The sequence below is a fragment of the Variovorax sp. CCNWLW225 genome, assembly GCF_037204045.1.
In the GTDB taxonomy this organism is placed as follows: Bacteria; Pseudomonadota; Gammaproteobacteria; order Burkholderiales; family Burkholderiaceae_C; genus Variovorax.
In genome coordinates, this window is the sequence record NZ_JBBCBV010000008.1 from 143110 (window position 1) to 168339 (window position 25230).

Consider the following 25230-nt stretch of genomic DNA (forward strand, 5'->3'; position numbering starts at 1 on the left):
GGTGAATTTCTTCTTCAGCGCGGCTTGCCGCCTGGGGTGGCCGCCGATGGAATCAGGACGCCGCGCACCCGCCCGGTCAGGTTGGCGACCCCGCTCAGGTTGTCGTAGTCGAGGTTGTCGGCGGTGAACTGGTCAGTGCCGCGAATGAGCGTGACGGGCTTGTTCGAGGTCACGCGCTCGGTGTCGAGAAACGCGTGCAGGAAGTCGCCGCGGAACTCGAGCCGCGGCGTGGCTTTGCCGTTGGGGCCGACGACCGGATCGCGAATCACGATGGCATTGCCGAAGAGCTGGATCTCGCTGCCGTCGGAATTCGACAGGCCGCGGTTGGCCGTGGCATGGGTCGTGTAGCCCTGCGGCGAAACGGAGCGCACGCGCACGTCGTCGACCTCGGTGGTGTCGGTGTCGGGGTAGTGCCGGCCTTCCTTGCCGTGGAGTTCGCTGCGCAAGTCGCCGTTGGGCAGGTAGTTCTTGATGACGAAGCCGCGCATGAAATAGTCGGGCTCGTGCGTCGGCGCGGCCTTGACGGTGGGCTCGAGCAGCTTGGGCGCATTGCGCACCAGCCAGTAGGTGCCGAGCGCCACGGCTGCCGTCAGGATGATGGGCAGGTAGATCGTGGCGCGGTCGACGGCGTTGCGCAGCAGGTTCCAGGCGCGGCTCATTGCGTGGGACCTCGTGCCGCGTCGAGCAGGCGCCTGTACTGGCCGCAGGCCGTCAGCAGCAGGTCGCAGAACTCGCGCGCCGCGCCTTCGCCGCCGCGCGCGCGGGTAACGTAGTTGACGGCGTCGCGCACTTCCACGTGCGCGTTGGCCGGCGCCGCTGCAAAGCCGACGCGCGCCAGCACCGGCAGGTCGGGCCAGTCGTCGCCGATGGCCGCGGCCTGGTGCCAGCCCAAGCCCAGCTGTTCGAGCATGGCTTCGGCCGCGGGCAGCTTGTCCTCGGTGCCGTAGCGCACATGCTGGATGCCGAGCGCTTCGAGCCGCACGCGCAGCGGCTTGGAGTCGCGCCCGGTAATCACCGCCGGCGTGATGCCCGCCAGCCGAAGCAGCTTGAGCCCGTAGCCGTCGAGAATGCTGAAGCGCTTGAGGGTTTCGCCGTGCTCGGTGAAGTACACGCCGCCGTCGGTCAGCACACCGTCGATGTCGAAGAAGGCCACCCGCACATCCTGCGCGGCCAGCAAGGTTTCGGCCTGGAAGTCGAGCGGCATCAGATGACCTTCGCGCGCATCAGGTCGTTGATGCTGAGCGCGCCGATCAAAAGCCCCGCGGGGTCGACGATGAGCACGCTGGTGATGCGGTGTTCTTCCATCAGCTCGGCCGCCTCGACCGCCAGCGCATCGGCGCGCAGCGTGCGCGGGCCGGGGTGCATCACGTCGGCGGCGGTCAGGCCGCGCAGGTCGCCGCCGGTCTCCACCTGCCGGCGCAAGTCGCCGTCGGTGAAGATGCCGATGGCCCGGCCGTCGGCGTCGACCACCGCCGTGGCGCCCAGGCCCTTGGAGCTCATCTCGCGCATCAGTTCGCTGAGCGTTGCGGTGGGCGCCACACGCGGCACGTCGTCGCCCGAGCGCATCACGTCGCTCACATGGGTGAGCAGCTTGCGGCCCAGCGCACCGCCGGGGTGCGAGCGCGCGAAATCTTCGGAGCCGAAGCCGCGCGCGTCGAGCAGCGCGACCGCCAGCGCGTCGCCCATCGCCATCTGGGCGGTGGTGCTTGCGGTGGGGGCCAGGTTGAGCGGGCAGGCTTCCTTGGCAACGCCGGCATCGATCACGATGTCGGCGTGGCGCGCCAGGGTGGAATCGGTGCGGCCGGTCATGGCGATGAGGGGCACGCCCTGGCGCTTGACCACGGGCAGGATCACGGTGAGCTCGTCGACCTCGCCGCTGTTGGAGATGGCCAGCACCAGGTCGACCGACTTGATCATGCCGAGATCGCCGTGGCTGGCCTCGGCCGGGTGGACGAACATGGCCGGCGTGCCGGTGGAGGCCAGGGTGGCGGCGATCTTGCGGCCGACGTGGCCGCTCTTGCCCATGCCCATCACGACCACGCGGCCGCGCACCTCGAGGACCTTGCGCACGGCTTCGACGAAGCTCGGGCCCACGCGCGACTTGAGGCCGAGTACGGCATCGGACTCGATGTCGAAGGTGGCGCGGGCCCGCGCAAGGATGGCGTCGGCGTCGACCACGGGGGGCAGGGGAGCTGAACTCATCGGCGGATTTTACGGGGCGGCCGGCATCCGCCGTCATCGGGTGAAAGCGGCGCGCGCGGGGCATGGACATTGCTCTAGCATCCAGCCATGTCTTCGTTCGATCTCACGCTGTTGTATTTGCTTGCCGCGGTCATCGGCGTGGTGGTCTGCCGCTCGCTGAAGCTGCCGCCGATGCTCGGTTATCTGTCGGCCGGCGTGCTGATCGGCCCTCATGCGTTGGCATTGGCGCAGAACTCCGAGGCCATCCGCCACCTGGGCGAATTCGGCGTGGTGTTCCTGATGTTCGTGATCGGGCTGGAGTTCAGCCTGCCCAAGCTGCGCGCCATGCGCAAGCATGTGTTCGGGCTCGGCCTGCTGCAGGTGTTGCTGACGATGACCCTTGCCACGGCCGGCGCGCTCTTGATCGCGTCGCAGCTGCCACCGGCCTGGCGGCTCGGCTGGCAGACGGCGCTGGCCCTCTCGGGCGCGCTCACCATGAGCAGCACCGCCATCGTGGTCAAGCTGATGGCGGAGCGGCTCGAGCTCGAAAGCGAGCACGGCAAGCGGGTGATGGGCGTGCTGCTGTTCCAGGACTTGGCCGTGGTGCCGCTGCTGGTGCTCATTCCCGCGCTGGGCGCGCCGCCCGAAGCGCTGGCCAAGGCGATCGGCTTCGCGACGGTGAAGGCCATCCTGCTGATCGGTGTGCTGCTCTATGGCGGGCCGCGCATCATGCGCTGGTGGCTCACGCTGGTGGCGCGGCGGCGCAGCGAGGAGCTGTTCATCCTGAACGTGCTGTTGATCACGCTCGGGCTGGCCTGGCTGACGGAACTGGCCGGCCTGAGCCTGGCGCTGGGCGCCTTCATCGCCGGCATGCTGGTTTCGGAGACCGAATACAAGCACCAGGTCGAAACCGACATCCGCCCGTTCCACGACGTGCTGCTGGGGCTCTTCTTCATCACGGTGGGCATGTCGCTCGACTGGCACATCGTGGTGGACCGCTGGGCGCTGGTGGGTGTGCTGCTGCTGATACCGCTGGCGTTCAAGCTGGTTCTGGTGACGGTGCTGGCGCGGGTGCTGGGCGCCACCTCGGGCGTGTCGCTGCGCACCGGCCTCTACCTGGCGCAGGCGGGCGAGTTCGGCTTTGTGCTGCTGACGCTCGCGCAGGAGCGCAGCCTGCTGCCGCCGTGGCTGGCCAACCCGGTGTTGGCGTCGATGGTGCTGTCGATGCTGGCCACGCCCTTCATCGTGATGTACACCAACGCCATCGTGCGCAAGCTGGTGGCGAGTGACTGGCTCCAGCAGTCGCTGCAGATGACATCCATCGCGCGCAAGACCATCAACACCGCCAAGCACGTGATCATCTGCGGCTACGGGCGCTGCGGCCAGAACCTGGCGCGCATCCTGGAGCGCGAAGGCATTCCGTACATGGCGCTGGACCCCGACCGCGTGCGGCAGGCCGCTGCAGCCGGCGATTCGGTGGTGTTCGGCGACGCGGCGCGGCTGCAGGCGCTGATGGCGGCCGGCCTGGCCCGCGCCAGCGCCGTGGTCGTCACCTACCTCGACGTGCCCGGCGCCATGAAGGTGCTCGCCAATACCCGCGCCCACGCACCGCAGGTGCCGGTGATCGTGCGCACCCAGGACGACCACGACCTGGAGAAGCTGCAGGCCGCCGGCGCCACCGAGGTGGTGCCCGAAGCCATCGAGGGTTCGCTGATGCTCGCGAGCCATGCGCTGGCGCTGGTCGGTGTGCCGATGCGGCGCGTGATCCGCGTGGTGCAAGACCAGCGCGATGCACGCTACAACTTGCTGCGCGGCTACTTTCATGGTGCCGACGACGACAACGCCGACGAACTCGACCATGAGCGGCTCAACACCTTCACGCTCACGCCCGGCGCGCGCGCCGTCGGCCAGACGCTGGCGCGGATGGCGCTGGAAACACTGGGGGTGCGCGTTGCCGGCCTGCGCCGGCATGATGGCCAGCCGCAGGATCCCACCGACGACACGGTGCTGACGGACGGCGACACGCTGGTGCTGTCGGGCAAGCCGGCCGCATTGGCGGTCGCCATCGAGCGGCTGCAAAAAGGCTGAGAGAAGGCGCCGGCAGGGGCGGCCGCAGCCTTCGGAGCCCGCTCAGTTCACCAGCGTGGGATTGCGCTTTTCTTCTTCGATCCGCTGCTGACGGCGCACCGCTTCGCATTGCGCGTGCGGCTTGAATTCGGGCTTGAGGCACTGCGCAGCCATGCACTGCGCCTTGGCGATGAAATTGCGGTCGCCGCAGATGGATTGCGGATCTGACGGTCCCGCCGCTGCGGGCTGCGGCGCGGGCGCGGCGGCCACTGCCGGCGCGGGCTCGGGCGCGCCCGGCTGCGACGGTGCCGCTGGCGCGGGCTTGCGGGACTTGGCCGCGGCGGATGGCGGCTTCGGGGTTGCGGCGGCCGGCGTGGCCGGGGCTGCGGCGGCAAGTGCCGCATCTGCAGCAGCCGGGGGCTCGGTGGGCGGCAACGCAAGCGGTGCCGCCTCGGAAGCTGGCGATGCAGGAACAGGCGCCACGGCAGGCGCGGCAACAGGCACCGGGGGCGACGCTGCTTCGGCCTGTTCGTCCGGCGTGCCTTTTCCGTAGCCGTACCAGCCGGCGACGATCATGAGCAGCCCCACTGCCAGCAGCACCAGCCAAAGCAGGATGCCGCGCATGCGCGGTGGCTTGTTGCGCACTTCCGCGCCGGCAGGGCGCGGCGTCCGAGGCCTCGAAGCCTTCTTGGCCCGGGGCTCGCGCGGCGGCGAAGGCGGCCGCTTGGAGCGGCCCGCCCCGACGATGACGGTTTTTTCATCGGCCAGCGATCCGGCATGCGCGTAGGCGGCTTGAGAAGCGATCGGCAAGCTGCCGTCGAAAAGCCCGCCGGGAATGGTGGGTGCGCGCAACTGCGCGGGCGCCGTGGCGGCCCATTCGCGCTCCGACCGGCTTTCAGGGCCCGGTGGCGGCGCCATCGGCGCCGGTGCCGCAGGCGCCAGCTTTCCGCCGCAACTCCTGCAGAAATTCGCGCCCTCGCGGTTCTCCGCGCTGCACACCGGACAGATCAAGGCCATGACGACTGACTTCTAGGAAAACGATTTCAAAAACTGGCTGTGAAGAGCCGTCTGGGCCTGAATTGCGGAACCGACCCGATGGAGGTTCAGGTCACCGCGACGCGCTTGGACCGATGCCCCATGCGCTTGGCGATCACCGCGCCGAGCCCCATGGCAATTTCGAGGGCGAGGTTGGGTTGCCGGTTGGACATTTCCGCAAAGCGGATGGCCGTGAGGCGCCACACGCGGCCGGCGCCGGTCACCACCACGTTGGCCGAATGCGGCTCGCGCGAGAAGAACGAGCCTTCGCCCACCACCGATCCCGGCATGAGCACGGCCAGCTTCATCTGTTCCTTGCTGCTGACGCGATGCACGCTGATGGCGCCGCCTTCGAGGAAGTACACCGAGCGGTCGTGGGTGCCTTGTTCGATGAGAACGTCGCCAACGCCGGTATCGATGGGCTGCAGATAGCCCGCCAGCGTTTCCCACTGCTGTACGTTGAGCGTCAACGCAAAGGCGTCGTTGCTGTTGTTGTCCGCGATGGCGCGGCTCAGGTTCTGGATGGACATGCTTTTCTCAACCCCCGCATCTGTGCCGAAGTATCCGCGAAGGCCGCAGGTTTCGGCTACAACTCTTTACGTTTTTCGTTGCGGCTGTCGCTATTTGCCGATGCAGAAGCGCGAAAAGATGACCCCCAGCAGGTCGTCCGCGCCGAATTCGCCGGTGATTTCGTTCAGTGCGTTCTGCGCCAGGCGCAACTCTTCGGCCAGCAGATCGAGCAGTTGGGCTTGTGCAGCCAAGTGGCTTGCAGCCAACTCCAAGTGGGTTTGGACGCGGCCCAGCGCCTGCACATGGCGCGCGCGCGCGAGGTAGACGCCCTCGGGCACCGACTGCCAACCCGCCATGGCAAGCAGTTGTTCGCGCAGCGCTTCGATGCCGAGGCCGGTCTTGGCAGAAAGGGCAATGCCCTGGGCCGACGCAGGTATGGCGGTTGTGGGCGCGGCGTCCTGCTTGTTCCACACATCGAGCACCGGCACGCTCGCGGGCAGCTTCTGCCGCAGGCCGCGCAGGATCTCCGCGTCGGCGGCGGCGTAGTCGGCATGGCTAGAGCGCGTCAGGTCGTGCAGAAAGAGCACGGCGTCGGCGCTCTCGATCTGGCCCCACGCGCGCGCAACGCCGATCTGCTCGACTTCGTCGCTGCTCTCGCGCAGGCCCGCGGTGTCGGCCACATGCAGCGGCACCCCATGGATCTGGATCGTTTGCGAGACCACGTCGCGCGTCGTGCCTGCCACCGCGCTCACGATGGCCAGTTCGGCACCGGCGAGTGCATTGAGCAGCGAACTTTTGCCTGCATTGGGCTGGCCTGCAATCACGACCTTGATGCCTTCGCGCAGCAGCGCCCCTTGCTTCGCGCGCTGCTGCACCGCCGCAAGTTGCGCCTGCAATCTCACCAGCTGCCCGGCCGCATCGGCCTTTTGAAGAAAGTCGATTTCCTCTTCCGGAAAGTCGAGCGTCGCCTCGACCAGCATGCGCAGGTGGATCAACGCATCGCGCAGCGTATGGATCTCGCGCGAGAAGGCGCCCGAGAGCGAACGGCCGGCGCTGCGCGCGGCCGCCTCGGTGCTGGCGTCGATCAGGTCTGCAATGGCCTCGGCCTGAGCCAGGTCGATCTTGCCGTTGAGAAAGGCGCGCTGGCTGAACTCGCCCGGCTCGGCCACGCGCAGGCCGGGCAGCCGCGGCCGGCCAGTGACCGCGTCGGGCTCGGCGGCGGCTTCGAGGCAGCGCGCCAGCAACAGTTGCAGCACCACCGTTCCGCCGTGCGCCTGCAGTTCGAGCACGTCTTCGCCGGTGAACGAATGCGGCGAGGGAAAGTGGATGGCCAGGCCACGGTCGACCGGCTCGCCGGCCGCATCGCGGAAGGGCAGGTAGGTGGCTTCGCGTGGCTTGAGCGGCCGGCCGCAAAGCGCTTCGATCAGCGGCGCGAGCCGGGCGCCCGAAACGCGCACGATGCCCACCGCCCCGCGCCCCGAGGCGGTGGCAATGGCGACGATGGGATCGGTGGTGCGGGCGAATGTCATGGAAGCGCGATTCTTTCAGCAAAAGCAAAAGGGCCGCGAATGCGGCCCTTTGCGGGTGTTTGCGGTGAGGCGGAAGCCCCTGCGGCTTACTTGCCCAGCACGCCCAGCCGCTTGTTGATGAACCACTGCTGCGCGATGGACAGCACGTTGTTGGTGATCCAGTACAGCACCAGGCCGGCCGGGAAGAAGATGAACATCACGCTGAACGCGAGCGGCATGATCCACATCAGCTTGGCCTGCATCGGGTCCGGCGGCGTCGGGTTGAGCCAGGTCTGGAACAGCGAGGTCAGCGTCATCACGATCGGCAGGATGTACCACGGATCGGGTGCCGAGAGGTCGGTGATCCAGCCGATCCACGGCGCATGGCGCATTTCGACCGACGACAGCAGCACCCAGTAGAGCGCGATGAACACCGGGATCTGGATCAGGATCGGGAAGCAGCCGCCCATCGGGTTGACCTTCTCGGTCTTGTAGATGCGCATCATCTCCTGCTGCATTTCCTGCGGCTTGTCCTTCAGCCGCTCGCGCATTTCCATGATCTTGGGGTTGATGGCCTTCATCTTGGCCATGCTGGCGTAGGCCTTGGCGTTGAGCCAGTAGAAGGCCGCCTTCAGCAGCACTACCAGCGCCACGATGGCCCAGCCCCAGTTACCCAGGATGCCGTGCAGCTGGTTCAGCAGCCAGTACAGCGGCTTGGAAATGATCGCGAAGATGCCGTAGTCCTTGACCAGGTCGAGGCCCGGTGCAATGGCTTCGAGCTTCTTTTCTTCTTCGGGGCCGGCGAACAGCGCGCTGTTGACCACCAGGGTCTGGCCCGGGGCGATCTTCGGCAGCGTGGCCACCATGGCCACGGTGAACAGGTTGTCGCCCAGGTCCTTCACGCGGAATTCGCGCCGGAGCTGTTCGCTGGCCGGGTCGCCCTTGAGGAGCCACGCCGACACGAAGTAATGCTGCACCATTGCAATCCAGCCGTCGTTGGCGGGCGGCGGCGGCTCGACCTTGCCCTTGGCAATGTCCTTGAAGTCGAGCTTGTGGAACTTCTTTTCGTTGGTGTAGGCCGCCGGACCGGTGAAGGTGTTGGTGCCGAACATCGTGCCTGCCGCCACCGTGCCGTGGCGCAGCAGCTGCATGTAGAGTTGCGCGTCGCGCGGCTGGTCGCTCACGTTGACCACTTCATGGCGCACGCCGACGGTGTATTCGCCGCGCTTGAAGACATAGGTCTTGACGTACTTGAGGCCGCCCGAGGGGGCGCTTTCGAAGCTCACTTCGAGCGTGTTCTGGCCCTCGGCCATTTCGCGCGGACCGGCCTTCGGCGTCATTGGCGTCAGGTGGTTGGGAAAGGCTTCCCCGGTCTGGCTCAGCAGGCCGGTTTGCGCCACGTAGCGCGTGGCGGGCGAGTCGTTCTCGAACAGCACCACGTGCTTGGTGCGATCGGCTTCGTCGAACTTGAGCAGCTCGAGGTAGTTGACCGTGGCGCCTTCGCTGTCGATCACCGCCTTGAAGAGATCGGTGGTGACGTTGACGCGCTCACGTGGCGCCGCGGGCGCAGCCTGCGTGGGCACGGCGGCGGCGCTGCCACCGGCCGTGGATGCGCTCGGTACGCCGTTGCTGGCCGCCGGCGTGCTGCCCGCCGGGGCGGAGGCCACGGCAGCCGGCTTGGTCGACGGCAGGAAGGTGGGCTTGTTGCCGTTGAAGACCTGCCATTGGTCCCACAGCAGCACCAGCGAGAAACCAAAAATCACCCACAGGATCGTGCGGCGTATATCGTTCATGACGAAGACTTCTTGTCGGAGGAAAGGAGAGACGAAAACAGCGAGCCTGACTTGTCAGTGCGACGCGGTGATTTCGGTGGAACCGGATCGTGCCCGCCCTGGCACCAGGGCTGGCAGCGCACGATGCGGTGTAGGGTGAGATAGCTGCCCTTGAGCGCGCCGTGGACTTCCAGCGCCTCGATCGAATAGACGGAGCAGGTCGGCTCGAAGCGGCACGACTGCCCGAGCCAAGGGCTCAGCAACAGGCGGTAGCCCTTCACAAGGCCGATCAGCAGGCGCTTCATGACGACGAGGATGCAGGGGCGCGCGCGGCCCGAGCCAGCAGTTGCTGAAGCTCGGCGCGTACCGCGGCCTTGAGCTTGTCGGAACTGGCGCTCACGAATTCCTTGCGGTCGAACGCCGCGCGCAGCCGCACCACGTGCGCCGCACGAGGCAGGCCGACGCCGGGCGCGGCGCTCACGGTATAGATCTGTCGCTTGATGGCGTTGCGCGTGACGGCACGGCGCGCCCAGCGCTTGGGCACCATGGCGCCCAGCCAGACATCGTCGGACGCGAACAAGGGCTGCGCGCTCGATGTTGAATCGAGTGCGCAGCGATGCAACGCGAAATGAGCAGTGCGCGCCACGGTGGCACCTGCGAGGACGGCCTGGAATTGCGCGCGGGTCTTGAGCCGCTGCATGGAAGCCGGGCCAGACACGCCAGAAACACTGGCTGGGAAAGCTGGCGCTGGCGGGTCGGCGGCTGGCAACGGCAGAGGAACTGCCGTCAGACGGCCAGGCGCTTGCGGCCCTTGGCGCGGCGTGCGTTGATGACGGCGCGGCCGCCACGGGTCTTCATGCGGACCAGAAAGCCGTGGGTACGGGCGCGGCGGACTTTGGAAGCTTGGTAAGTGCGTTTCATGATGAGATTTCCTGCTGATTCCCCCGATATCCACCGAGCCCGACGAAGCCTGGAAAGGCTGTATCGGGCAGGCGGGCGCTGGGAGCGTTTTTCGGATGACCCCCGAAAGACGCAATGAGGTTTTCAGGGAAACCCGCAATTATCGCAAACATTCGGCCCAACACCAAACATCGAGTAACTTTGCGGGCCTTTGCATGGTGCCCGGGGGGATGTGGATAAGGTTTTGACAAGTTAGAATGCGGGCCGCCTTGCAGCAGAGAATATCCACAATACATATACCAAAAAATGGACGAGGGACGCACCACTTTTTCAAGCACCCATGTCGACTGACGGCATCGGTGAAAGCCTCTGGCAGGCCTGTGTCGACCAGCTCGCGCAGGAGCTGTCCGAGCAGCAATTCAATACCTGGATCAAACCCCTGACGGCGCAGGTCACCGACGACCTTTCGCGCATGACGGTGTTCGTTGCCAACCGCTTCAAGCTCGACTGGATCCGCGCCCAGTACGCCGGCAAGATCGCCGCCATGGCCGAGAAGATGTACGGCCAGCCGGTGGCAGTTGAGTTAGCGCTTGCTCCGCGTGAAGCGCCCGTGCGCTCTGCGCCCATTGCCGTCATGGCAGAAACCGACGTGCCGCGCGACATGGCCGGCCCGGGCGAAGAGCCGGCCGCGGCCGGCTTCAAGAACCGGCTGAATTCGGGCCTGACTTTCGACACCCTGGTGGAGGGCACGGCCAACCGCATGGCGCGCGCCGCGGCCATGCACGTGGCCGGCATGCCGGGCCATCTGTACAACCCGCTGTTCATCTACGGCGGCGTCGGCCTGGGCAAGACCCACCTGATGCACGCTGTGGGTAACCGGCTGCTCGCCGACCGGCCCGATTCCAAAGTTCTCTACATCCATGCCGAGCAGTTCGTATCGGATGTGGTCAAGGCCTATCAGCGCAAGACCTTCGACGAGTTCAAGGAGCGCTACCACTCGCTCGATCTGCTCCTGATCGACGATGTGCAGTTCTTCGCCAACAAGGACCGCACGCAGGAAGAATTCTTCAATGCGTTCGAAGCCCTGCTGGCCAAGAAGTCGCACATCGTGATGACCAGCGACACTTATCCGAAGGGTCTCGCCGACATCCACGAGCGGCTGGTTTCGCGTTTCGATTCGGGCCTCACGGTCGCCATCGAGCCGCCCGAGCTCGAAATGCGCGTGGCCATCCTGATCAACAAGGCGCGCGCCGAATCGGCCGAGATGCCCGAGGAAGTGGCCTTCTTCGTTGCCAAGAACGTGCGCTCCAACGTGCGCGAGCTCGAAGGCGCGCTGCGCAAGATCCTGGCCTACTCGCGCTTCAACCAGAAAGAAATCTCGATCGCCCTGGCGCGCGAGGCGCTGCGCGACTTGCTGTCGATCCAGAATCGGCAGATCTCGGTCGAAAATATCCAGAAGACGGTGGCCGACTATTACAAGATCAAGGTCGCCGACATGTACAGCAAGAAACGCCCGGCCAGCATTGCGCGGCCGCGGCAGATCGCGATGTACCTGGCCAAGGAACTCACCCAGAAGAGCTTGCCGGAAATCGGCGAGCTCTTCGGCGGGCGCGATCACACAACGGTGCTGCATGCGGTGCGCAAGATCTCGGGAGAGCGCCAGCAGCTCACCGAACTGAACCAGCAACTCCACGTGCTTGAACAAACGCTCAAGGGCTGACCCCGGATGTCATCAAGAAAGCCACCCGCAACAGCGGAGAATGGCGTCTTACAAGCGGATTCAAAGAGATAAGAGAAGAGGAAGAAGACATGATCGTTTTGAAGGCAACCCAAGACAAAGTCCTCGCCGCGCTGCAATCGGTGGCGGGCATCGTGGAGCGACGCCATACCCTGCCTATCCTGGCCAACGTGCTGATCCGCAAGACCGGCGGCCAGCTGCAGCTCACAACCAGCGACCTCGAGATCCAGATCCGCACCACGGCCGAGCTCGGCGGCGATGAAGGCAACTTCACCACCACCATCGGCGCGCGCAAGCTCATCGACATCCTGCGCACCATGCCGGCCGACCAGACCGTGAGCCTCGAGTCGAGCGCGAGCAAGCTGGTGCTCAAGGGCGGCAAGAGCCGCTTCACGCTGCAGTCGCTGCCGGCCGAAGACTTTCCGCTGGTGCAAGAGGCCGCCAATTTCGGTCCTGTGTTCAGCGTGCCGCAAAAGACGCTGAAGGACCTGCTCTCGCAGGTTTCCTTTGCCATGGCCGTGCACGACATCCGCTACTACCTGAACGGCATCCTGTTCGTGGCCGAAGGCAAGCAGCTGAGCCTGGTGGCCACCGACGGCCACCGCCTGGCGTTTTCGTCGGCTACGCTCGACGTCGAAGTGCCGCGCCAGGAAGTCATCCTTCCGCGCAAGACCGTGCTCGAAATGCAGCGCCTGCTGTCTGACGCCGAAGGCGCCATCGAGATGCAGTTTGCGAACAACCAGGCCAAGTTCAGCTTCGGCGGCATGGAGTTCGTCACCAAGCTGGTCGAGGGCAAGTTCCCCGACTACAACCGCGTGATTCCCAAGAACCACAAGAACAGCGTCACGCTCGGCCGCGCGCCCCTGTTGGCCAGCCTGCAGCGCACCGCCATCCTGACAAGCGAGAAGTTCAAGGGCGTGCGCCTGAACATCGAGCCCGGCACGCTGCGCATTGCGTCCAACAATGCCGAACAGGAAGAAGCACAGGACGAGCTCGACATCGACTACGGCGGCGACGCCATCGAGATCGGCTTCAACGTGACCTACCTGATCGACGCCCTCGCGAACATGGGCCAGGACATGGTCAAGCTGGACCTGGCCGACTCCAACAGCTCCGCCCTTTTGACCATCCCCGAGAACGCATCCTTCAAATATGTCGTGATGCCGATGCGAATCTAGAAGACAGAAAACACAGCGCCTTGCGCAGACAGCCCGCGGCCCTCCGCGGGTTTGCGCTTTCAAGAGGCAGGAAAAGCAGGCCCCGAAGGCCCGAAAAATCCCGTGAATGCCGTGAGAGATAGAGGAATATCCGAATGAGTGCAGAAGAAAACAAGCCCGAAGTGCCCCACACCGAGCCGGTCTACACGCCCGAGATCGAGAGTGCGGTGCCGATCGAGATCACGCCCGCCGACACCAGCTACGGCGAAGGCTCGATCACGATCCTCGAAGGGCTCGAGGCGGTGCGCAAGCGCCCCGGCATGTACATCGGCGACACCTCCGACGGCACGGGCCTGCACCACCTGGTGTTCGAGGTGGTCGACAACTCCATCGACGAAGCGCTGGCGGGCCACTGCGACGACATCGTCGTGACCATCCACAGCGACAACTCCATTTCCGTGACCGACAACGGCCGCGGCATTCCCACCGGCGTGAAGATGGACGACAAGCACGAGCCCAAGCGCTCGGCCGCTGAAATTGCGCTCACCGAGCTGCACGCCGGCGGCAAGTTCAACCAGAACAGCTACAAGGTGTCGGGCGGCCTGCACGGCGTGGGTGTGAGCTGCGTGAACGCGCTGAGCGTGATGCTGCGCCTGGTCGTGCGCCGCGAGGGCAAGATCCACGAACTCGAATTCAGCCGCGGCTTCGTGCAGAACCGTTTGCTCGAAACCGTGAACGGTTTCGAGGTCTCGCCCATGAAGATCATCGGCGACACGGACAAGCGCGGCACCGAGGTGCACTTTCTGCCCGACACGGAAATCTTCAAGGAGAACAACGATTTCCACTATGAAATTCTCTCCAAGCGCCTGCGCGAACTGAGCTTTCTGAACAACGGCGTGCGCATCCGCCTGAAGGACGAGCGCACCGGCAAGGAAGACGACTTCTCGGGCGCCGGCGGCGTGCGCGGCTTTGTCGAATTCATCAACAAGGGCAAGACCGTCCTGCATCCGAACTCGTTCTATGCAGCGGGCGAAAAGCCCGCCGACACCTACGGCGGCATCCCCGGCACGCACATCGGCGTTGAAGTGGCCATGCAGTGGAACAGCGGCTACAACGAGCAGGTGCTGTGCTTCACCAACAACATCCCGCAGCGTGACGGCGGCACCCACCTCACGGGCCTGCGCGCCGCGATGACCCGCGTCATCAACAAGTACATCGAAGAGAACGAACTGGCCAAGAAGGCCAAGGTCGAAGTCACCGGCGACGACATGCGCGAAGGCCTGTGCTGCGTGCTGAGCGTGAAGGTGCCCGAGCCCAAGTTCTCGAGCCAGACCAAGGACAAGCTGGTGTCCAGCGAAGTGCGTGCGCCGGTCGAAGACATCGTCGGGCGACTGCTGACCGACTACCTGCAGGAACGCCCGAACGACGCGAAGATCATCTGCGGCAAGATCATCGAGGCCGCCCGCGCCCGCGAGGCCGCCCGCAAGGCCCGCGAAATGACGCGCCGCAAGGGCGTACTCGACGGCATGGGCCTGCCCGGCAAGCTGGCCGACTGCCAGGAAAAGGACCCGGCGCTGTGCGAGGTCTACCTGGTGGAGGGCGACTCCGCCGGCGGCTCCGCCAAGCAGGGCCGCGACCGTAAGTTCCAGGCCATCCTGCCGCTGCGCGGCAAGATCCTGAACGTGGAAAAAGCGCGCTACGAGAAGCTGCTCACCAGCAACGAAATTCTCACCATGATCACGGCGTTGGGCACCGGCATCGGCCGCGCCGGCGCCACCACCGCGGGCGGCGGGGCGGACGACTTCAACGTTGCCAAGCTGCGCTACCACCGCATCATCATCATGACCGACGCCGACGTCGACGGCGCCCACATCCGTACGCTGCTGCTCACGTTCTTCTACCGGCAAATGCCCGAGCTGGTCGAGCGCGGCCACATCTACATTGCCCAGCCGCCGCTCTACAAGGTGAAGGTCGGCAAGGAAGAGCAGTACCTGAAGGACGGCCCCGCGCTGGACGCCTTCCTGCTGAAGGTGGCGCTGAAGGACGCGAGCATCGAGACCGGTGGCCCCAACTCGACCACCCTGAGCGGCGACACGCTGGCCGAGCTCGCGCGCAAGCACCAGCTGGCCGAGGCCGTCATCGCGCGCCTGCGCAACTTCATGGACGCCGAGGCGCTGCGCGCGATTGCCGACGGCGTGGCGCTCGACCTGGACACCACGCCCGCGGCCGAAGCCTCGGCCGTGGCGCTGCAGGCCAAGCTGCGCGAACTCAACACCACCGGCGTGCCGGCCGAGGTGAGCAGCGAGTTCGACGCCCGCACCGACAAGCCGCTGCTGCGCATCAGCCGCCGCCACCACGGCAACATCAAGAGCAGCGTGCTCACGCAGGACTTCGTGCACGGCGCCGACTACGCCGCGCTTGCCGAAGCCGCCAACACCTTCCGCAACCTGCTGAGCAGCGAGGGCGCCATCGTCCGCCGCGGCGAAGGCGAGCGCGCCAAGGAAGAAAAGGTGGCCGACTTCCGCATCGCAATGAAGTGGCTCATCGGCCAGGCCGAAAACGCCACCTCGCGCCAGCGCTACAAGGGCCTGGGCGAAATGAACCCCGCACAGCTGTGGGAAACCACCATGGACCCGACCGTGCGCCGCCTGCTGCGCGTGCAGATCGACGACGCCATCGAGGCCGACCGCGTGTTCACGATGCTGATGGGCGACGAGGTGGAGCCGCGCCGCGAGTTCATCGAGCAGAACGCGCTGAGGGCCGCGAACATCGACGTGTAAGAATGTAGGTTCTCAGAATAGATGCAAACATTCTCACGACTTGCAAATCGGGCTGCTGGCCGCCGCGGAAACCGTGTCGCAGGGACGCGGTAGGGGTTTTCGAGTACGACTACGGTCGGTCAGAAGGAGCGTCATCCTTCGGCGGGCCGGGGCCTCGAAGGCTAATACCTGTGCGTCGATCTCGACGCCGGGCGCCACCGATCGCGGAGGGAAAGAGGCCTTCGCTGATAATCAACCCGGCGCTCGCACGCTGACCAACCGGATTTAACTCCGGACGTTCGATCCATTTCGCCTTATTACAGACCGGTTCCGACCGGCCTGCTCGTTGACCTGCGACGGCGAAGCCTCGGCTGCGACTCTGCCCGGATAGATCTGCGGGCAGCTTGGCGGGAGCGCAGTTATGCGCAGAAGGCTCCGAGGACCGCCTTTGATCGCCCTCAAGCTCGAAGAGCAGGTGCTGTTCCGGCGGCCGTGGCAGGCCCGGACCGGCCCAGGATCGGAAGCGGTTGGAGGCGGGTTCGCGAGATTACGCGCCATGAGCGCACCTCAACCCATGGGAATCCTGCGGCTTGCAAGGCACCTGGCCCCTTTGCAGTGCGAGTGTTGTCCTATTCGAGGCCGGCAAGGAATTCCGGGGGCAGATCGTGGGCCGCTGCAGACGCTCGGCGCGCAAACACGTCTACAGGTTCGATCCCGCTCGCAAAATCGGACGCCCGTTGCGCGAAACGACAGTCTGACCACGCACCCCGTCCCGCCAATAACTCGATGTCCCATACCGCTCCAAGGATGCTGCTAAGGCGCTTGGTGCGCGCTTCGACGGCACGGTCAATCGCTGGTACGTGGAAGCCGGTCTCGACCTAGTCGCGTTCAATGCCTGGCTGCCCGCAGCACCGCACCATCTGCTGGTGGTTCCACGGACGTTGCGCTCGCGGACACGGCAACTGCCGGCGGTTGCCAATGCGCTAATTGAGAAATCGTCCACGGTAGTTGAGAAAACTCGACGAAGCGCCGAAACCGACACGTTACTTCCGTGCTGCCGCCGGGCCCTTCCTCCTTGGGCCGGGGCATGTTCCGTGTTGCCATTCCAACTTAACGAGTTTTACAAACTTTCCGAATCGCCGTATCCTAGAGCCTCGTACCGAAGCATTTGTTCTTTGGTACTTGGAGGCTGCAATGCTTACTTGGTCTGAACCCGGCGCGCCCACTATGCCGCCAATTCCATCTGACAGAGACTTAGGTCATTACCAGATCATTCGCCGCAACGGGGCTGTCGTCCCCTTTGAGCCGACTGAAGTCGCCGTGGCGATGATGAAGGCTTTTTTGGCAGTACATAAGACTCTCGGGGTAGATGGTTTAGAGAGCAGATTCCGCGGGCTCTGGCAGTCGCGATGGCCTGAACTTTCCGAGTTCGTCATTTTCTGGGCCGAGAGGCTGATGAGGGTGAGGCAATTTGTCGCGGAGCTGGGCATCCGCTACTTTTCCCATACCCGCCAGGCCCAGACTCGACGAGCTATTTGCAAAGCTCGAGCGAGCACCGCCGTGCTTGAAGTGAGGGGCTTCTTTTGTGCAGCCAAGGCAAATCTGCGCAACGCGCCTTGATGCGACGAAATTTCTCTGTTGAACGCATGAACCCTCCTCAAATTTCCTCATCCCGAGCCACTTCAAGCGCTAAAGCGAATGATTCCGTCACAAATGTGTATGTGCCGGCCTCACAAACGACCGCCCTGCTGCAGTCGGGGGCTCAATTTCGACGCGAGCGCATCGAGGCTGCCGATATGATTTCGACGGATGACGCGGCCAGCGTCGCAGGAACAACTCGCGTCACGATCAATGCCTGGATCAAGGCAGGTCGATGCATCGGTGTTTCGAATCTGCGTCGCGGATTTCGTTTGCCGCGATGGCAGTTCGAGCCGTCCATCTGGCCGGCCCTCACGCACATTTCGGCGAACCTGAATACGAACGATGGCTGGCGACTGCTCGCGTTTCTTGAAACGCCGCGGGAAGCTCTCGACGGGCGGACCCCGCGCGCGGCCCTGGAGCAGGGCGCCGCACTTGAACGCATACTGAAACTGGCAACGGCTGAGGCTCACTGACCTCAAGCAATGAATTTCAAGAATTTCGAACTTCCATATGTAGAACTCCCTTTACAAGTACCTTGGTACCGGATTCAGCGGACTCGCGCGCTTCCTGCGAGCGCGCGCGTGAACGGGTTCATTCTTGCGCCGGCGGGTACGCTGGACGGCCGTTTTGATTTGATCGACGACGTCACGGCTTATCTCGCAGACACAGAGGAGACCGCGCTGTATGAGACGCGCTTTCGGCGTGAACTCATGGCCTGCAGCCTGTCGCAGCTCCGCGAATATTCCGCTGCTTGTTTCAAGAGTGAGCGGCGCTTGCGGCTCGTGGACCTTCGTGGGATGGCGGAAAAATTCCCTGGTCTGCAGTCACCGCGGCATGAAAGCACGCAAGCTCTGGCCAGTGAATGCAGGAATGCCGCATTGGACGGCATCATTTACTCGTCAGCGCAGCATCCGCAACACGTATGCATCTGCCTGTTTCGACAGGGAATGCCCAAGATGAAGAAGCAGTCGTCAAACCCTCTCGTAGAGCCCAGCACAAATGAACTTCATCCGGCAGTTTTGCGGGCTGCAAAAGGATCCCTGCTGCCTTGGGTTCCCTAGTAGCGATGCCGCACACCAGATCGGTTGCTCTTGGCGCGAAGCGGTAACCTGAACGCACTATGTCCCGCCAGTACCTCGACGTTCCCTACCGCTCCAAGGATGCCGCGAAGGCGCTCGGCGCGCGCTTCGACGGCACGGTCAAGCGCTGGTACGTCGAGGCCGGTGTCGACCTGGTCGCGTTCAGTGCCTGGCTACCTGCGGGTGCCGCGCCAACTGCCAGCGGTGCTACGGACGTCGCGCTTGCGGATGCGCCGGCGTCCGGCATAGTCACAGTCAAGAAGGGCATCCCGCTTTCCCGCCTGCTCAGCGGCGTCGCGGCCGCAGTGGCCAAGGCCTTCTCCAGCGGCGTCTGGACACTAGTCGAGGTCAACGAAGCCAGTGTGCGCAATGGTCATGTCTTCCTGGAGCTCTCTGAACGAGACAGCGCGGGGCAACCCATCGCCAGGGCACGAGCCATGATCTGGGCCGGCACGGCCTCGCGCATCCTTCCTGACTTTGAAAAAGCCTCGGGCGCGGTGATCGGCGCAGGCATCAAGCTGTTGGTGCGAGCGAAGCCGGTCTTCAAGGCGCAATATGGCCTCAGTCTCGAGATCGATGCGATTGACTCCGAGTACACGCTCGGCGACCTTGAAGCCCGCAAGAAAGAAATCCGGGCCCGACTCCAGCAGGAAGGTGTGTTCGATCGCAATCGCCGACTCTCGCCGCCGTGGGACTACCGCGTCGTTCTGGTGGTCGCACCGCAGGAGGCGGCCGGTTTGGGCGATTTCAGGAAAGAGGCCGAGCGGCTGGAACGTTTCGGCATCTGCCGCTTCATCTATGTGTACAGCCGCTTTCAGGGCGAGGGCGCAGCACGCGAGGTAGTAGCGGCTACATCGGCCGCGCTGCGTGAGCTGGGACAAACCGACCGCCCCGACGCGATCGTCATCATCCGCGGCGGCGGTGCAGTGAACGACCTCGCTTGGCTCAACGATTACGAGCTTGCCCGCTTCGTTTGCGACCAGGACATTCCAGTCCTCACGGGCATCGGCCATGAGCGCGACAGCACACTGCCTGATGAGGTGGCCTACGCCCGCTTCGACACACCGAGCAAAGTCATCGGCGGGATTGAGCAGCAGATCTCGCGGCGCGTGCGCGAAGCCCGGGCGGCTTGGGATGCAATCCTTGCGGCTGGTACGCAAGCTGCTCGCATTGTCCGACTTGGCGTAGAGCGCCGTGAAGCGGGAATCAGAGCCGATGCCCGCGAGCATCTGGCTCGAGCGAAACAGGAAAGTACGGCCACCCTGAACACGATCGCCGTCGGCTCGGTGCGGCGCGTCCATGACGCATCCCGGCAAAACCTGGCCTTGCTGAACGAAGTGCGCGCCGATGCAATGCAAGCCGTCGCAACGGCCAAGCAGGAGGTGCCGGTCTTGATGACCGCTATTCGCATCGATGCGCTCTCGAACATCGGCGAGGCAAGGTCTGCGACAGGCCTGGCGCTCAACACCGTCGTCGATCGTACGTCGGCAGTCACGCGAACGGTAGCCCAAGCTCTGGACAACCGCCTGCAGCGGGTAGCGGAACACGCCGTGGGCGTAGTGCAGCAGGCCCGCGGCAATGCTCAGGCGCTGATGCGCGAGGTGGCGGGACAGGGCCCCGAGAAAACATTGACACGTGGTTTCGCGATCGTGCGCACCGACGAGGGAAGACCGGTGACCTCCAGCGAGCAAGCCCAGATTTCACCGACGCTCAATATTCAATTCAGGGACGGGTCAACCGAAGTGCGAACCATCCCCGCCAAACGAAAGAAGTGACCATGGCTCAGAGAAGTTTCAAGGACGCCTATGGAGTTCTGCAGAAGCATGCGGAGACCCTGCGTGATCAGAACGAACCCAACATCGATGATCTATTGACAATCGTCACGGAGTCCGTTGACGCATACAAGGTGTGCAAAGAGCGCATCGACGCGGTCGAAGCGGCGCTCAAGGCCGCGCTTGACGGTGTCGGCGCTGGTGCAACGATGCCGGGCAATGCCACCTTCGAGAGGGCTGTGGATGCGCCTGCGATGAGGGTGCCTTCCAGCGGCCGTTCGACGCACGTGGCGCCCCCTCCTTCAGGAACCAAAGCCGTTGACGATGACATACCGTTCTAGCGTCAACGGGCTGGCTATGAAAGCGGTCAACGGCAGGAAGAAAAATGAGACAAGCAGACTTTCCTCCTGACACTATCAGGCGCCTCAAGGATCGTGTAGCGCATCAATGCTCCTGCTGTGATGTCGCAACAACTGCCGCTGGGCCAGGTAATCGCCGGGTCAGCACGATCGGCAAAGCGGCACACATTCATGCTGCCATGTCTGGTGGGCCTCGATTCCTGGACTCGATGAGCTTGGAGGAGCGTCGCTCCATCGACAACGGGATTTGGTTATGCGCATCGTGCCATGATCGTGTGGACACCAATGCCGACCTCTTCCCTGCGGAACTCCTGCGTCGGTGGAAAGAAAACGCGGAGGAACGAGCTCGCAGTCGACAAGGTCAGCGCTTGATAACCGATTCCGACGCTCAGCAACTCGTCGTAGCAAGCCTGGGCGGCGCCCCTCGACATCTGCCGCGGAATGCCGTTGCTCAGCTTATTGGAGCGATGGAGTTGGAACTGCAATCAATGGATCCGCGCTGCGATGTGCGCACCAGCTATGCCGGCAATGTCTTCACTCATTCGATCAGTGCCAAAGAGCCTATGCGGGTGTCATTCACCTTTGATGCAAACGCGGCGCCAGATGGAGGAGCAGCAAGAGCAGCGCTGCGTGAACTAATGGACCACGGTAGTCCCGTGAGCCTTCCGGCTCACACAGTGTCAAGCAGCGGTTCACCCCTCGTCTCTCGCATTTTTGAATCAGCTGCTGAATCCGGTGGAGTGCTAAGGCTCGAACCGCGCAACAGGTCTGCCACGCTCAAACTAAGTCTCAAGCACCCGGAAGACGGAACGATCAAGCCTCTAGACGACATGACTGGAACTGTCGCTGTCGGGCGACGGTCATTGACGTACCAAGGCACCGGATTCGATGAGCTGCTAAGCCTCAGCTTCCGTAAGCACTTCGAGGGCGATGTCGCGATCGATCAAAGCACCTTCTTTCTTGATCTAGACAAATGGAACGGCCTAGACGTGCGCGCATTGCCGTATATAGACAAAGCGGCGGAAATCTTCCAGCTCTTGAGCAAAGGATGGAGGCTCGAAATGACCCTCGAGATCCAGGGGCGGCAACTGCTGCGCGGCTCCCTCAATGAAAGCGAGGGACTCAAAGGCTACTTCCAGGCAGTCAATGCCTTGCTGTCGTACTCCCGACGCGTAGGGACTCTTGCCAGGCACTTGGAGGCACGTGTTCTGTTCTCCTCCGCCGTTTCATTCACGCGCGACGAACACGAGGCGTTGGCGGAGGCGGTTGACATCCTTGAAGGCGGGATTTCGCTCGGCAATGGTAGTGAGATACAGCCAAAAAATTGCAGGATCCAAGTGAAAGATGCACAGGTAGCCAGACTTCTTCGCGATGAAGATTTGCCGACGACATTCCTGCTGGTGGCCGAGGAGGCCGAATCGATCTGCGTCTTCGGATGCGAACTGACGCTTCCGCTAAGACAGCTGTACTTCGAGGGCGCAAGAGTCGTTGTGGTTGGTGGCCCATCGGTCGTGCGCGTTGGCGCACAAGTAGATATCGATCTCCACCCGACAACAGGATCTCGTTGCACATGGCGATACGACGTTCCTGCTTTCGGTCCGTGGGGCTCTGCGCACGTGGAGTTTGATGTTCCCTCATCGACTGGGGAACACCCAATCTTCGATAGTCCTCACTCATGAGTTCCCTCGGACCTACCGTGGACAGCCAAAGTTTTGCCGATACGCGAACAGCCGGGTTGGTGACGAATGAGTCACGCAGATATCTGCACGAGGGCGAGATCGATGCAAGACGAAGATGAGGAGGATCTGTGTGCGGCGCTACCGTCCGACTTCCCCATGGCAGACCTCCTCGAGACTTGCCACCTGCTTGCCGAGGCTGACGTGTGCGTTCCGGGCTATATCCCGCCTCCAGTCGGGCTGTATCACCCGAATGGATTTTTCTACGAGCAAGACTTCGAAGGCATTCAGACTTGGCTCCTGCCGGATAGAAATGTAGCCTCGCGGCTCGCTCAGCTGGCTCAAGGAGCGGCTGTACGCGGCGATCAGCAACTCAGGATCGCGGCGGGACTGCTGGCCTTTTCGCAATGTCTGCACATCGAAGCGGAACCGTCGATCGCTTTCCATGAACTGGCACACAAGCAAGGCAACGAGGAGGCGTGGACTGAACTGGGCTGGTTTCGTGCTGCGAACAACGCCGTGTCCCAAGACCTGCTGGACCTCGCATTAGGGCGACAGGATGTTCTCTCGCGTCGATACGAAGCTCACGTGGTGAATCCAAGGCTTGACCTAGCAACGCCAATCAAGCGTTGGAATCGGAACTACATCATCGCCCTGAAAATGCTCGAGTTGGAGCAGTTGTCGCTTCTTCCCATTGATCGCGTGCTCCGCCTGTTCAATTGGATGCGAGATGACTTCATGTTCGGTGGTCCCGCGGCTTTGATGGCCAGCGTCTACTTCGCACCAAACTCTCCCCCGAGGCGACGAGTTTTCAAGGACAAGAACTCCCTTGACCGGGAGGCTGCCATTGCGGGTGTGCGAAATGCCGCATGGGACCTTACGCATCTAAGTGAGTTCGTTCGGCGGGTCAACGAAGAAGGCCGCGATGGTAAGACACGCTACCTCTTCGCCAGCTTCGACAAGCATTTGCGCAAGATCGCAAAGCTTCTCTTTGATTTCGGGACAGATCGGTCCAGAGACGAAGCGCTGCCAGAGGCACTTTCTCAATGGTGGGGCAGCTCAGATGCGCAACGGATCGCCGTGGAGATGCGCGGCCATCTCGATCACATCAGGTCCCCGCAATGGAAGGCAAAGGTCGCCCCGCGTCCGGACTTCATTGGGGAATTGATACGTGAAGGCGAAGACCGTCTTCGAGACGTCGAGCCGAGAGGGAATGCATAGGCAACGGCCTCTTGCGCAAGGCGTGCGAAATAAGCACGAGGCACGCGCGCCCAGACAACTACGTCCAGAATCGCACAGCGCCCGGTAATAACGAAGGGGAGGAAATATGGTCGATCCAATCAGCAAGCCGACGATAGATGGCCTTTCCAACGACGACGCTCTGGACTTGATTGCACGCCTTGTGGATCAGGCGGACGACGAGTCCAACCCGGACCTGGTTGACGATTCACTCAAGCTTGCGGATGAATTGCAGGCTCGTGGTCTTGTTCCAGCCGAGATGGCGCTGCTCGACTACTTCAGGGCAAATGCTTGGGCATGTCGCTACGCAGCGCGACGTAGTGATCGGGCGGCCGTTTGGGACTTCGAACAACCAGAGGTTCGACAACAGGTGTACCTGCTGCGTCGCGCGATAAACAGCCCGGGCGTTGATGCAATGGGGGTATTCCGCCGCTGTCAGATACGCACCAATCTCGGCAACCAGCTCGATACCCTTGGACGCTTCGTCGAAGCCCGGGCACATTGGAGTGCAGCACTCAAGATGGATCCCAAGTTCTGGATGGCGCGTGCCAATCGAGGGCGAGGATTGATGCACTATGCCGTGGCGTTGTACGACTCTGGACACGCCGGAGTCTTCGCACTTCATGCCCATCGCGATCTGACAGAAGCAGTGGCTCTGATCGGTAAGCATCCTCATCTTGGCGACAGCACGCTGATAGAGTACTTTGCGCGTTGCGCACAGCAGATCTCGGATCACTACGACGTTGAAGCGATCGGACAAGCACACAAGCCGGATGGCTGGGACATGGGCGGGGAGTCCAACGAACGCGAATATCGGCTCTGGTGTCTGAGCAACGTGCTTTTCCTGAACCCACTGAACGATGTCGAAGCAACTTCGATTGCAGCCCAGGACATCATGGGCGTACCAGACTTCGTCACGCCAATTGGAGAGCCTCCCACCGTGACTGGGATGTTCAATGAGCTCAAGCAAGGGTTCGTATCGGCACGCTGGCTTCTTTGGGAAGGAGTCGAATCACGTGAGCCGCATTTCTCCGATCGCGGAGTCCTGCTCTACAACACGCTCGACTATCCCGCTTATGGGCTGGCGACGGAGAAGGTGAAGATGGCGTTTCGCATGGCCTATTCGACGCTCGACAAGATTGCCTATTTTCTGAACCACTACCTCGCGCTGGGCATTCCGGAAAAACGCGTCAGCTTCAGGACCATCTGGCGAGAAAGAGAGAGGGACACCGACCCAGTGCGGCAGACCTTCGTGAAATCAGAGAACTGGCCCCTGCGTGGCTTGTTCTGGTTGAGCAAGGATTTGTTCGAGGAAGACATGCGGGACTCGACGGAGCCAGAGGCGCGTGCCCTGGCGGAGCTGCGCAATCATCTCGAGCACAAGTATGTGAAGGTCCACGAGATGCTCTTGCCTCCAGGGCCAAGCGGAGGATTGTTTCATGACACGATGGCTCATTCGATCACCCGTTCGGACCTTGAGTCACGAACACTCCGCCTCCTTCAACTGGTTCGATCTGCTCTCATCTACCTGGCACTGGGAATGCATCGCGAAGAGCAGAGGCGTGGCCTTGGCGATGACAAATTGCGAGGTGTGATGAAGCTCCATCAGTGGAGCGATGATTGGAACCGCTGAGGATTGGCTATTCCGCGCTCCGCGCTCCGCGCTCCACGCTGGGCGCTGGGCGCTGGGCGCTGGGTGGGCAGTTGTGGTGGAAGCGGAAGCCCGGGAAGCCGCTACTCGCAGTCGCCGCAATGTGGAGTTTCAAGACGTTCAGCTTGGCCACTCGCATGGTTGCGCTCCGACCTTGAGCCGACCTATGTCATCAAATTCACCGGC

Annotated in this window: 22 protein-coding genes and 1 pseudogene; 13 read left to right on the top strand and 10 right to left on the bottom strand. The window is 63.3% G+C overall.

Features of this window, described 5'->3' with window-relative positions; translation table 11 throughout:
* Positions 1 to 14: 14 nt before the first annotated feature.
* The 3 genes from lptC to V9L20_RS15815 are packed head-to-tail and all read right to left on the bottom strand — an operon-like array spanning position 15 to position 2202.
* Positions 15 to 659, bottom strand: coding sequence for an LPS export ABC transporter periplasmic protein LptC (lptC, locus tag V9L20_RS15805; protein WP_337297310.1), 645 nt, complete (start codon positions 657 to 659; stop codon positions 15 to 17).
* Positions 656 to 1204 carry a KdsC family phosphatase gene (locus tag V9L20_RS15810; RefSeq protein ID WP_337297311.1) on the bottom strand — a complete coding sequence of 183 codons (549 nt, stop codon included), beginning with the start codon at positions 1202 to 1204 and terminating at the stop codon, positions 656 to 658. The genes lptC and V9L20_RS15810 overlap by 4 nt, the downstream gene beginning before the upstream one ends.
* Complete coding sequence (locus tag V9L20_RS15815; protein WP_337297312.1) at positions 1204 to 2202, bottom strand: KpsF/GutQ family sugar-phosphate isomerase; 999 nt, start codon at positions 2200 to 2202, stop codon at positions 1204 to 1206. Before V9L20_RS15815 ends, V9L20_RS15810 begins: the two co-directional genes overlap by 1 nt.
* 87 nt (positions 2203 to 2289) lie before the next feature.
* Here V9L20_RS15815 and V9L20_RS15820 point away from each other — a divergent pair, with 87 nt between their 5' ends.
* Positions 2290 to 4269, top strand: coding sequence for a monovalent cation:proton antiporter-2 (CPA2) family protein (locus V9L20_RS15820; protein WP_337297313.1), 1980 nt, complete (start codon positions 2290 to 2292; stop codon positions 4267 to 4269).
* A gap of 42 nt (positions 4270 to 4311) precedes the next feature.
* On the opposite strand, the gene V9L20_RS15825 is transcribed toward V9L20_RS15820, so the two are convergent.
* From V9L20_RS15825 to rpmH, 7 genes are all read right to left on the bottom strand, one after another.
* Complete coding sequence (locus tag V9L20_RS15825; RefSeq protein ID WP_337297314.1) at positions 4312 to 5265, bottom strand: zinc ribbon domain-containing protein; 954 nt, start codon at positions 5263 to 5265, stop codon at positions 4312 to 4314.
* 86 nt (positions 5266 to 5351) lie between these two features.
* Positions 5352 to 5813, bottom strand: coding sequence for a Crp/Fnr family transcriptional regulator (locus V9L20_RS15830; protein WP_126749319.1), 462 nt, complete (start codon positions 5811 to 5813; stop codon positions 5352 to 5354).
* A 90-nt stretch (positions 5814 to 5903) separates the two neighbouring features.
* Positions 5904 to 7322: a tRNA uridine-5-carboxymethylaminomethyl(34) synthesis GTPase MnmE gene (mnmE, locus tag V9L20_RS15835; protein ID WP_337297315.1), complete on the bottom strand. Its 1419-nt coding sequence runs from the start codon at positions 7320 to 7322 to the stop codon at positions 5904 to 5906.
* Between the two features lie 86 nt (positions 7323 to 7408).
* On the bottom strand, positions 7409 to 9094 hold the full coding sequence (yidC, locus tag V9L20_RS15840; RefSeq protein ID WP_258503119.1) for a membrane protein insertase YidC: 1686 nt from the start codon (positions 9092 to 9094) through the stop codon (positions 7409 to 7411).
* On the bottom strand, positions 9091 to 9378 hold the full coding sequence (gene yidD, locus V9L20_RS15845; protein WP_337297316.1) for a membrane protein insertion efficiency factor YidD: 288 nt from the start codon (positions 9376 to 9378) through the stop codon (positions 9091 to 9093). Before yidD ends, yidC begins: the two co-directional genes overlap by 4 nt.
* The gene (locus tag V9L20_RS15850; RefSeq protein ID WP_337297317.1) at positions 9375 to 9773 is read right to left on the bottom strand and encodes a ribonuclease P protein component; all 399 of its coding nucleotides are present in this window, start codon (positions 9771 to 9773) and stop codon (positions 9375 to 9377) included. Before V9L20_RS15850 ends, yidD begins: the two co-directional genes overlap by 4 nt.
* 86 nt (positions 9774 to 9859) lie before the next feature.
* Positions 9860 to 9994 (bottom strand): 50S ribosomal protein L34, encoded by a 135-nt coding sequence (rpmH, locus tag V9L20_RS15855; protein WP_007834827.1) that lies wholly within the window; start codon positions 9992 to 9994, stop codon positions 9860 to 9862.
* A 319-nt stretch (positions 9995 to 10313) separates the two neighbouring features.
* Between rpmH and dnaA the strand changes: the two genes are divergently transcribed.
* The 12 genes and pseudogenes from dnaA to V9L20_RS15915 all read left to right on the top strand — a co-directional run bounded on the left by dnaA (position 10314) and on the right by V9L20_RS15915 (position 25026).
* Positions 10314 to 11693, top strand: a complete 1380-nt coding sequence (dnaA, locus tag V9L20_RS15860; RefSeq protein WP_126749323.1) for a chromosomal replication initiator protein DnaA — start codon at positions 10314 to 10316, stop codon at positions 11691 to 11693.
* Between the two features lie 89 nt (positions 11694 to 11782).
* Positions 11783 to 12889 (top strand): DNA polymerase III subunit beta, encoded by a 1107-nt coding sequence (dnaN, locus tag V9L20_RS15865; RefSeq protein ID WP_157611122.1) that lies wholly within the window; start codon positions 11783 to 11785, stop codon positions 12887 to 12889.
* A gap of 134 nt (positions 12890 to 13023) precedes the next feature.
* Complete coding sequence (gyrB, locus tag V9L20_RS15870) at positions 13024 to 15648, top strand: DNA topoisomerase (ATP-hydrolyzing) subunit B (protein ID WP_258503127.1); 2625 nt, start codon at positions 13024 to 13026, stop codon at positions 15646 to 15648.
* A gap of 773 nt (positions 15649 to 16421) precedes the next feature.
* A pseudogene (locus V9L20_RS15875) lies at positions 16422 to 16838 on the top strand (DUF5710 domain-containing protein); the annotation flags it as partial.
* The gene (locus V9L20_RS15880) at positions 16822 to 17247 is read left to right on the top strand and encodes a hypothetical protein (protein WP_337297318.1); all 426 of its coding nucleotides are present in this window, start codon (positions 16822 to 16824) and stop codon (positions 17245 to 17247) included. The pseudogene V9L20_RS15875 and the gene V9L20_RS15880, both read left to right, overlap by 17 nt.
* 26 nt (positions 17248 to 17273) lie before the next feature.
* Positions 17274 to 17741 carry a hypothetical protein gene (locus V9L20_RS15885; RefSeq protein ID WP_337297319.1) on the top strand — a complete coding sequence of 156 codons (468 nt, stop codon included), beginning with the start codon at positions 17274 to 17276 and terminating at the stop codon, positions 17739 to 17741.
* 9 nt (positions 17742 to 17750) lie between these two features.
* Positions 17751 to 18329 carry an RES family NAD+ phosphorylase gene (locus V9L20_RS15890; RefSeq protein WP_337297320.1) on the top strand — a complete coding sequence of 193 codons (579 nt, stop codon included), beginning with the start codon at positions 17751 to 17753 and terminating at the stop codon, positions 18327 to 18329.
* 59 nt (positions 18330 to 18388) lie between these two features.
* Positions 18389 to 20122 carry an exodeoxyribonuclease VII large subunit gene (gene xseA / locus V9L20_RS15895; protein WP_337297321.1) on the top strand — a complete coding sequence of 578 codons (1734 nt, stop codon included), beginning with the start codon at positions 18389 to 18391 and terminating at the stop codon, positions 20120 to 20122.
* A 2-nt stretch (positions 20123 to 20124) separates the two neighbouring features.
* Complete coding sequence (xseB, locus tag V9L20_RS15900; RefSeq protein WP_337297322.1) at positions 20125 to 20460, top strand: exodeoxyribonuclease VII small subunit; 336 nt, start codon at positions 20125 to 20127, stop codon at positions 20458 to 20460.
* Between the two features lie 227 nt (positions 20461 to 20687).
* Positions 20688 to 22157, top strand: a complete 1470-nt coding sequence (locus V9L20_RS15905; protein WP_337297323.1) for a hypothetical protein — start codon at positions 20688 to 20690, stop codon at positions 22155 to 22157.
* 102 nt (positions 22158 to 22259) lie between these two features.
* On the top strand, positions 22260 to 23375 hold the full coding sequence (locus tag V9L20_RS15910; RefSeq protein ID WP_337297324.1) for a hypothetical protein: 1116 nt from the start codon (positions 22260 to 22262) through the stop codon (positions 23373 to 23375).
* A gap of 106 nt (positions 23376 to 23481) precedes the next feature.
* Positions 23482 to 25026 (top strand): LA2681 family HEPN domain-containing protein, encoded by a 1545-nt coding sequence (locus V9L20_RS15915; RefSeq protein ID WP_337297325.1) that lies wholly within the window; start codon positions 23482 to 23484, stop codon positions 25024 to 25026.
* The last annotated feature ends 204 nt before the right edge of the window (positions 25027 to 25230 follow it).

Bases quoted from the DNA above. Each gene is read 5' to 3' on its own strand.
- yidD (WP_337297316.1), bottom strand. From the start codon at position 9,378: ATGAAGCGCCTGCTGATCGGCCTTGTGAAGGGCTACCGCCTGTTGCTG.
- V9L20_RS15885 (WP_337297319.1), top strand. From the start codon at position 17,274: ATGAACCCTCCTCAAATTTCCTCATCCCGAGCCACTTCAAGCGCTAAA.
- gyrB (WP_258503127.1), top strand. From the start codon at position 13,024: ATGAGTGCAGAAGAAAACAAGCCCGAAGTGCCCCACACCGAGCCGGTC.
- V9L20_RS15815 (WP_337297312.1), bottom strand. From the start codon at position 2,202: ATGAGTTCAGCTCCCCTGCCCCCCGTGGTCGACGCCGACGCCATCCTT.
- rpmH (WP_007834827.1), bottom strand. From the start codon at position 9,994: ATGAAACGCACTTACCAAGCTTCCAAAGTCCGCCGCGCCCGTACCCAC.
- V9L20_RS15820 (WP_337297313.1), top strand. From the start codon at position 2,290: ATGTCTTCGTTCGATCTCACGCTGTTGTATTTGCTTGCCGCGGTCATC.
- V9L20_RS15890 (WP_337297320.1), top strand. From the start codon at position 17,751: ATGAATTTCAAGAATTTCGAACTTCCATATGTAGAACTCCCTTTACAA.
- V9L20_RS15850 (WP_337297317.1), bottom strand. From the start codon at position 9,773: ATGCAGCGGCTCAAGACCCGCGCGCAATTCCAGGCCGTCCTCGCAGGT.
- V9L20_RS15905 (WP_337297323.1), top strand. From the start codon at position 20,688: ATGAGCTTGGAGGAGCGTCGCTCCATCGACAACGGGATTTGGTTATGC.
- V9L20_RS15915 (WP_337297325.1), top strand. From the start codon at position 23,482: ATGGTCGATCCAATCAGCAAGCCGACGATAGATGGCCTTTCCAACGAC.
- V9L20_RS15810 (WP_337297311.1), bottom strand. From the start codon at position 1,204: ATGCCGCTCGACTTCCAGGCCGAAACCTTGCTGGCCGCGCAGGATGTG.
- lptC (WP_337297310.1), bottom strand. From the start codon at position 659: ATGAGCCGCGCCTGGAACCTGCTGCGCAACGCCGTCGACCGCGCCACG.
- dnaN (WP_157611122.1), top strand. From the start codon at position 11,783: ATGATCGTTTTGAAGGCAACCCAAGACAAAGTCCTCGCCGCGCTGCAA.
- V9L20_RS15910 (WP_337297324.1), top strand. From the start codon at position 22,260: ATGCAAGACGAAGATGAGGAGGATCTGTGTGCGGCGCTACCGTCCGAC.
- xseB (WP_337297322.1), top strand. From the start codon at position 20,125: ATGGCTCAGAGAAGTTTCAAGGACGCCTATGGAGTTCTGCAGAAGCAT.
- V9L20_RS15830 (WP_126749319.1), bottom strand. From the start codon at position 5,813: ATGTCCATCCAGAACCTGAGCCGCGCCATCGCGGACAACAACAGCAAC.
- xseA (WP_337297321.1), top strand. From the start codon at position 18,389: ATGTCCCGCCAGTACCTCGACGTTCCCTACCGCTCCAAGGATGCCGCG.
- dnaA (WP_126749323.1), top strand. From the start codon at position 10,314: ATGTCGACTGACGGCATCGGTGAAAGCCTCTGGCAGGCCTGTGTCGAC.
- V9L20_RS15880 (WP_337297318.1), top strand. From the start codon at position 16,822: ATGCTTACTTGGTCTGAACCCGGCGCGCCCACTATGCCGCCAATTCCA.
- yidC (WP_258503119.1), bottom strand. From the start codon at position 9,094: ATGAACGATATACGCCGCACGATCCTGTGGGTGATTTTTGGTTTCTCG.
- V9L20_RS15825 (WP_337297314.1), bottom strand. From the start codon at position 5,265: ATGGCCTTGATCTGTCCGGTGTGCAGCGCGGAGAACCGCGAGGGCGCG.
- mnmE (WP_337297315.1), bottom strand. From the start codon at position 7,322: ATGACATTCGCCCGCACCACCGATCCCATCGTCGCCATTGCCACCGCC.